6 protein-coding genes are annotated in these 7,940 nt (G+C 56.0%); 2 read left to right on the top strand and 4 right to left on the bottom strand.

Going from position 1 to position 7,940, the window contains the following annotated elements; all coding sequences use genetic code 11:
- The 3 genes from B4U49_RS02210 to B4U49_RS02200 all read right to left on the bottom strand — a co-directional run.
- Positions 1–2,938: leukotoxin LktA family filamentous adhesin (locus B4U49_RS02210; protein ID WP_143735481.1), on the bottom strand; the 2,938-nt coding region annotated here is incomplete at its 3' end.
- A 182-nt stretch (positions 2,939–3,120) separates the two neighbouring features.
- The gene (locus B4U49_RS02205; RefSeq protein WP_078082951.1) at positions 3,121–3,873 is read right to left on the bottom strand and encodes a SapC family protein; all 753 of its coding nucleotides are present in this window, start codon (positions 3,871–3,873) and stop codon (positions 3,121–3,123) included.
- 149 nt (positions 3,874–4,022) lie between these two features.
- Positions 4,023–4,259 carry a hypothetical protein gene (locus B4U49_RS02200; protein ID WP_078082950.1) on the bottom strand — a complete coding sequence of 79 codons (237 nt, stop codon included), beginning with the start codon at positions 4,257–4,259 and terminating at the stop codon, positions 4,023–4,025.
- A gap of 144 nt (positions 4,260–4,403) precedes the next feature.
- Between B4U49_RS02200 and B4U49_RS02195 the strand changes: the two genes are divergently transcribed.
- Positions 4,404–4,934, top strand: a complete 531-nt coding sequence (locus B4U49_RS02195) for an ECF-type sigma factor (RefSeq protein ID WP_078082949.1) — start codon at positions 4,404–4,406, stop codon at positions 4,932–4,934.
- Positions 4,927–7,665, top strand: a complete 2,739-nt coding sequence (locus tag B4U49_RS02190) for a serine/threonine-protein kinase (protein WP_078082948.1) — start codon at positions 4,927–4,929, stop codon at positions 7,663–7,665. The genes B4U49_RS02195 and B4U49_RS02190 overlap by 8 nt, the downstream gene beginning before the upstream one ends.
- Positions 7,666–7,736: 71 nt before the next feature.
- Here B4U49_RS02190 and B4U49_RS02185 read toward each other — a convergent pair.
- The coding region (locus B4U49_RS02185) for an EF-Tu C-terminal domain-related protein (RefSeq protein WP_476703362.1) at positions 7,737–7,940 on the bottom strand (204 nt) is incomplete at its 5' end.

Genomic DNA, 7,940 nt, shown 5'->3' with positions numbered 1-7,940 from the left:
TGACCAGCGCCATGGCCTCGGCCACCGAGTGCGAATCCGCAGACAGGGTGACGTTGCCCGCGGCGGTAATGTTGGCACCGCTGTTGACGGTGACGGTCGCGTCGGAATCCGCCTCCATATAGTTGAAGTCCACACCCGCGAGCGCGGCTACGGTTTTCAGGCCGAGGGTAGTGCCAATTTCTTCGTAGATGGAACTGGTGGAGGAGCTGAATGCCTTGGCGGTAACGTTGTTCGCTTCGATGGTACCGGACAGGTCGATACTGGTTTCGGCCCTGGCTTTGCCATAACCCACCGCATCGGTGTCACTCGCGGTCAGGTTCACATCACCGTCGGTGGTGCTGCTGTCGCCATCCACCGTATCCAGCACACCGGTACTGGCGAGGGTAATGTTTTTGCCTTTCAGGTCGATGTTACCGACGGTACTGCCGCTACCAGCAGTGCTGGTGAGGCTGCCCGCGACAGTAATCGTGTCAGCCTCCACCGAAATACCTGCAGCGGTAACCGAGGCCGTGGACTCGATGGTGACACTGTCGGCGACAAACTTCAGCAGGCCGCCGTAGAGAATATCTTCGGCCCAGCTCAGGGATGAACCACTGTTCAGGGTCAGGGCGCTGGCATTGAGGCCGGTCAGGTCCAGGGTGTCATCAATATTTGCGGTCAGCAGAATCGATTCGGACGCGTTGAAGGTACCGCTGTTGTAAAAACTATCAACATCAAAAGTTATGTTGTCCGCGTCCAGGGTGGTGCCGGAGGTTACCGTCAGGCTGCTGCCATTGAAGCTGATATCTTTACCGGTGAAATCGAAATCCTTGTCGTCAACCCAGACGATGTCGCCTGTGGCGGCGCCAGTCACAGCAGAAGCCGCACTGTCATTGGACAGCACGATTACATTATCGGTACTGATGGCGAGCAGGCTGTAGTTAAGGTTGCCGACATCCTCGTAGTCCGCATCCTGCACCAGACTGATGGAGCCAAAAGTCGTCGCATCGCTGTCGCCGGCATCAGCAGTTACGCTGCCGTCGATATTGGTATCACTGGATTCGATGGTGACATTGGCGGCGGTAATCGAAGCATTTTTGGTAACGGTTATACCCGCGGCATTCAGGCTCAGGTCACCGTCAAAATCCACGTCTGCCGCAAGTTTGAAATCGTTGACGCCGGCACTCTGGTATTCGGTATCCGCGGTATTTTTCGCAAACACCATATTGTTGGATGTAGTGAGCGAGAGGCCGTCGGCAGAAATCTTGGCGAAATCAAAAGCCAGGGTAGCACCGGAAAGACCGACCTGACCGAGGGTGGCACCGTCGCCTGCGGCGTTCAGCCAAGCATCCGCCTGCACCCCGTTGGTGGCCGTCAGGGTGATATCCACCGCGGTAACATCGATGCCTGCAGTGATATCGTCGGCGTTGACTTCAAGGGCGAAACCCAGGTCAACCGCACCGCCGGCTTCTTCCCACACGATATCACCGGCACTAACCACCAGGCTGGCGGCATCGTCGGTAATGTAGAAATCGTTAGTGGTATCAACCCGTACGATTTCCGCGGTGATATTGCCGAGATCGTCGTAGTCTGCATCGCCATCCAGCAGTACCGTGCCGGTACTGTCGTCGGCGGTGGCATCGGCCGTAAGGCTGCCGTCGATATTGATATCGCTCGAGTGCAGGCTGACATCTGAACCGGAAACAACATTACCCGCGGTTATGGCAATACTGCCACCGGTCACATCCAGCTGATCGTAGGCATCGATATTACCTACGATGACCAGGTCACCGGCGCTTGCAGTCTCTGCCAGAACCACCGCGCCGCTGCCGCCGTCGATGGCCGCAGAAGCACTGTCGATATCGATCAGGCCGGCGGTCACCGTGCTGCCGTCATCGGTGCCCAGGGCGGTCATATCGCCACTGATGGTCACTCCGGTATCTGCGGTGATATTGATGTTGCTCGCCAGTACTTCACCGGCAATGTTGACGCTGTCACCGATAAAAGTGGCGGTGGTCTCGGCGTCGTTGGCAGTTGCCGCGTCGCGCGTATCGAGGATTGCCGAGCTGGCAACGTCGATGGTATCCGCGCTGATGGTAATACCGCCGTCTGCGAGCAGGTCCCCGGCCAGGGAAATATCGGTGGTAACACCGGCGCCGGCGGCGCCGATATAGATACTGCCGTTTTCTTCCTGCAGCGCCGTCGGCACGCTGGCATCCCCCACTGCCACCATCGCCGCATCCACATAGATAGCCTGGATCGCATTGCCGGCAGTCATCACCGCACCGCTATCCACTACAACCTGGTTACCGCGCAAATCAATACCACTGCCAGTATTGATTTTACCTGAGACGGTTATCAGGCCGCTGGAAGACACCGAGTATGAGTTGTCGTCGAGGGCGGTAAAGCCGTCATCGGAAAACGCCGGGGTATTCAAATCTAGCCAGCTGTCGATTTCGCTCTGGGAAGGGGTTTTTACCGAGAGCTGTCCAACATTGATGATGCCCGAAGGGCCCACAAGAAAACCATAAGAACTGGCAAATACCACATTGCCACCCAGGGTGCCGTCCTGGTAACTGTTCAACACGCCGTGTACTTCCGGGCGGCTGTTGCGCACGATATTTACCAGCTGGTCAATATCGCTATCCAGCTCCAGGTTTACCGTATTGATGTCCCCCACCACAAAGTCGTTGAAGACGTTGACCCCAACCGTCCCCTTTTTGTACTTACTGGTTACCTTTTCGACATTATTTCCCAGGTCTTCAACGTCCGTAAAAGCATCAACCGCATCGATATTGTGCGTAGCCGCCAGCAGATTCACGGCCCCTCCGGATAACAGGGCACCAACTGTGAATTGCTTGCCAATATGGCCGCGTTTCTGCCAAGCCGGATCGACGTCCTGGCTTTGGGTGACGTGGCGAATTGCACGGGCAAGCAGTTGGTGACGGAAGGGTTTCATGCTTATGGTCCTTGAAAACGGCTGGGATTGTTTTCGTCGTTTTATTTTTTGCGCGGCAGGGAGTGCCGTACATGTTCCTTGTAAAAACAGCAAAGCAGCCGCGCCAACTTTTTGGCTTTCGGCTGCTCTGGACCGGACCGTATGAATAGATCCGGAATTTTGTGCCGGTGAACCCGGTCTATTTAATTCAAAGTGCCGGCTTCGGCTTTTTCTCTTGCCTGAGCCAGGGCTGCACTCTCCGCCTGTCGCTTGGTCAACTGCTTGAGAGCCCCCAGAGAGTGCAGGTGGGCGTAGATCCAGGCGAGTTCACCGCTCTTGAACCACTTCTGCACTTGCTCCTGGTCCACATCCAGCAACTTCGCTTCGTCGATCACATGTAGCCCTTCCAGGCGCACCGGCTTGTCGTCACCCGCCATAATCTGGATGTTGAAAGGCTTGAATAGCCCTGCGACCGCCACCTGCTCACAGAATTCACGGGTGCGCTTGTAGGACACGTCAAAATTATTCAAAAACTGCAGCACGTTGTTCAGGGTCTGGGTATTTTCACCCTGCTCATCAAACAGTGGCTCGCCCTTGTCTTCGGAAAACTGATCGGCTTCCTGGTCGAAACACACGGTCTGGTTGTCGGTCATGGCAAAGGGGTAGCGGCGGATGAATGCCGGGACGTAACTGCCCTGCCAAAGCCCCTCTTCATCCAGCAGTGCGTGTTGGTTATTGCGCAGGGATAACAGTGCCAGGGGAAAAAACTGACCAGACTCGCTGCGGCTAAACAGAATGGGCAGATCCCGGCTCGCCTCGAAGAACTCGATACCCGTCAACGGAACAGAATTGACCTCGGACGAGAAACGGAATTTGTTACTGGGGGTAAATCTGAGGCCGCGATGACTTTCCCGATTCAGGGCTACAGGCTTGCGGTAAAACAGCAGTTCGCTCATCCGCTTATTCTCCAAAGTTTTCAATATATTCCTTTTGGTTCTTATCGCTTCCGCCTCCCGCAGCCTCGGGGCGCAGAATTCTACGGAAAATTTTTGTGACAAATTTATCGCTTTTCCTGTGATGAGGTAATTAAAAAATCAGAAAACTTTCACCGCACGACAGCAAAGTCAGGAAAGCAGAGATTTTCCTCGGGCAGCATTGCTTCTGCACGAAACCGCCCGCCCACACCCAACCCCAGGCGCGCCCTGTCACTGGGCACATCGCCAGCCGATCGCGTAATGCGCTCGTCCGGGACACCGTCACTGGTCCAATCCGGCTGCACACTGAAAGCCACCAGGGCAGCCACCGGCAGCGCCAGAACCACCTGTCTAAACATGCTTTTCATAGTTTCCGGTCCGGTTTTTTGGGCAGGCACCCCTACGCGAATGACACACATAGGGATAAGTACGGATTCGCGCCCGTATTTCCCTCATCTACGTGAAAAATTTTTGTAGAATTTGACGCTAGGGCGACAACTGGATAAAACGCCATGACCTCACTTGCACTCCCCGAATTGACCGGACAGCTGTACCAGGAGCTGCGCTGCTGTGCGCGCCGCATTCTGGTAAACCAGTCGGATGAATTGACCCTTCAAACCACCGACGTGGTGCACGAAGCCTGCCTTCGGCTGATGGAATCCCCCGCGGGCTACGAGAGCAAGTCACACCTGTACCGGTGTGCAGCCAAAGCGATGCGCCACCTACTGATTGACCATGCGCGCGCCAAGTCGGCACAGAAGCGCAACGGACAGCATCTGCGTACGGTATGGGTGGACAGCTTACTGGGTGATATCGACGTAAATCTGGGACTCCTGACCATCGATAAAACCCTGACAGAAATGTCGGGGATCAGTGATCGCCTGGAGAGCATTGCGGAATTGCATTATCTGGCGGGCTTTACCCAGCAAAATATCGCCGAGATCCTTGAAATCAGCATCGCGACCGTAGAGCGAGAACTCAAGTTCGCCCGCGCCTTCCTCAACGACCGCCTGTCAGAACAGCACCAGAACAACCATGCGTGACTCATCTTCCGACCTCAAAGTCGTCAAACAACTGTTCGATGCCTGCCTGGACCAACCGCGTGACACCCACGCACAGCTGCTGGCAAGCAGTGGCGCAAACGATACCGAGGTGAAAGAGGTCCTCCGGCTACTCGATATTCACGAGCAGGGAATAGAGCAGGATCAGCATGCCGATATTATCGGGCGGCAACTTCAGGATCTCAGCCAGGCACTGACCCACGGGCAGAAGCTGGGGCCCTACGAGATCCACCGCGAGATCGGTCGCGGCGGTATGGGTGTGGTATTCCTTGCCCACCGGGCAGACGGAGCCTTCGAGCAGAGGGTAGCCATCAAGATTGCACCGAGCTTTGCCAGCGCCAAAGAACTACAGCACTTCCACCAGGAGCGACAGATACTCGCCCGGCTGCAACATCCCAATATCGCGATGCTGCTGGATGGTGGAGCTACCGAGGACAGCCGCCCCTACCTGGTGATGGAATATGTGGACGGCAGCCCGATCAGCGAATACTGCCGGGAGAAAAACCTGGGAATCGAAGCGCGCCTGAAGCTGGTCCTCGCCGTGTGCGATGCAGTGAGCTACGCGCACAGTCACCTGGTTATTCACAGGGATATTAAGCCGGACAATGTGCTGGTCACCGGCCAGGGGCAGGTGAAACTCCTCGATTTCGGTATCAGCAAGGTATTACAGAGTAACCCTCAGGCCACCAATGCCACACAGTTAAAGGGCCTCACCCTCGCTTACGCCAGCCCTGAACAGGTTCGCGGCGAGGCGACCACGACGGCCACCGATGTTTACGGTCTCGGCACCCTGCTTTACCACCTTCTCTGCGGTTGTTCGCCCCATCCCGGAGGAGATACCAGCGCAGAAAAACTGATTGAAGCCATCTGTCTCAGTGAGCCCACATTGCCAAGCAAGGCGGCCATGGAACAGGTAATTGCGAACCAGAGGAACCTGCTGCGCGGCGATCTCGACAATATTGTGGGCAAGGCGCTGCGCAAGGAACCGGAAAACCGCTATAGCAGTGTCGGTGAGCTACAGGCGGATATTGCACGCTACCTGCGTCGAGAACCCGTGCAAGCGACACCACCCAGCTTCGTCTACCGAAGCGGCAAATTGCTGTCGCGGTATCCCGTTGCTGCGGCGCTCTCCCTCTCCGTTTTTATCGCGGTCAGTGGTGGCTTTGCCGCAGCCATGTATCTCGCTGACAAGCTGCGCAGCGAGCGTGACAACCTGCTCAAGGCGCAGGTAGAAATCGAAAACCAGGCACATACGGCCAAGCGGGTCACCCAGCTGCTGATGGACATGTTCAGTGCCGCTTCTCCGGCCAATGCCCGCGGACGCACAATAGATGTGGAGGAACTACTCGACACTGCCGTCGAGAACACCCGGAACTCTCTGGATGAAGACCCCACGGTAAAGGCCCAACTGCTGAAAACCCTGGCACAGGTCAAATTTACTACCGGCAAACACAAGGACGCAGTGTCGCTACAGAAGCAGGCTCTAGAAATCGAGCGCAGCCATACGGGTACCAGTCAACTGCAGATCGCGGGCAGCCTGTCAAAACTCGGGGATTACTATCGCGAGGCGGGAGACCAGGACGCAGCACAGTACGCACTTGCAGAGGCGATCACCATATTGCAGGTCGACACTGATCCGGAACTGCTGGCTACCACCCGCATGCGCGAAGGGCTGGTAATGTTACAACTGGGGCGCCCGCAAGAAGCCATCGCGCATTTCAATGCCGCCGAACAATACTGGAGCGCACAGCCAGATCACGGCGGAGAAGAAGGCATTAGTACCAGGCACAACCTTGCCATCGCCTACTACGACATTGCAGACTTCTCCAGCGCAACGGGCCTGCAAGAGCAGGTCTTACAGGAAAAACTCGCATTCTATGGCGATGAACACCCGAAAACTTTGGGCAGTTACCACAACCTCGGCCAGTGTTATATGCGAGTAAATCGCTGGGATGACGCTCGCGCGCAATTGGAGCATGCCTACCGGATCAGCACGCAAATTTTCACGACCGACAATATCACCCTCCGTACGACCGCCCGCCAATATGCAAATTTGCTCCGGCGGCTGGGCTACTACCAACGCGCCATTGATGTACTTTCCGCGCTGGTGACCGTCGACGCGCAAAGTGAAGAGTCCACCGCCCATATCCTCGCAACGCGTGGCTACGTCTACTTCAAGCAAGGCCTGTATTCAGCGTCGCGGCGAGACCTCGATACTGCCAACGCGATTTTCTCGCGCATACTTCCTGACAGCTCTTCGATCAGCTTTCTCGCACGCGGCAATCTCGGCGAAGTAATGACATTGACCGGTGATCGTGACGAAGGCATCGCACTGATTCATAAAATTCGAAACCTCAATGCACAACAGTACGGCGAGGACGATTACGGAGTAGCCGGAAATGATTTCCGTCTGGCGAGCATCGCGCTAAACGAGGGTCGTTTTAACGACGCCCAAGCGCTACTCGATAATGCGCGCCTAATTAACACCAAGCATTTTGAGCGCAACCACCCCATCCAGCTGGACGTCGACGCGCTCGAAGCCAGGTTGGCAGCCGCGCAACAGGACTGGGCCCGTGCCGAGAACCTGTACCGGGACTTGCTTGAGCGTATGCAGAGTGTGTTTCCCGCTAGCGCGCCACTAGTGGGCATGACGTTATCGGCGCGGGAGGAGGCCCGATTGAATAACGAAAAAAATAGCCGGGTTGCACTATAGAAATCGCGGGTATAAAAAAAGCCGCAGTGTTTCCACTGCGGCTTTTTCGTGCTTGAGACCAGGACTAAAGATTAGTCGAGGATCTTAGCTACAACGCCAGCACCAACGGTACGGCCACCTTCGCGGATTGCGAAGCGCAGACCTTCTTCCATGGCGATCGGGGCAATCAGCTCAACTTTCATCTGAATGTTGTCGCCCGGCATTACCATTTCGGTGCCTTCCGGCAGCTCAACCGCACCAGTTACGTCGGTGGTACGGAAGTAGAACTGCGGACG

The organism is Microbulbifer mangrovi (assembly GCF_002009015.1).
GTDB lineage: Bacteria > Pseudomonadota > Gammaproteobacteria > Pseudomonadales > Cellvibrionaceae > Microbulbifer > Microbulbifer mangrovi.
Note: the sequence above shows the minus strand (reverse complement) of the source record. Positions and strands in the feature narration are given on the sequence as shown.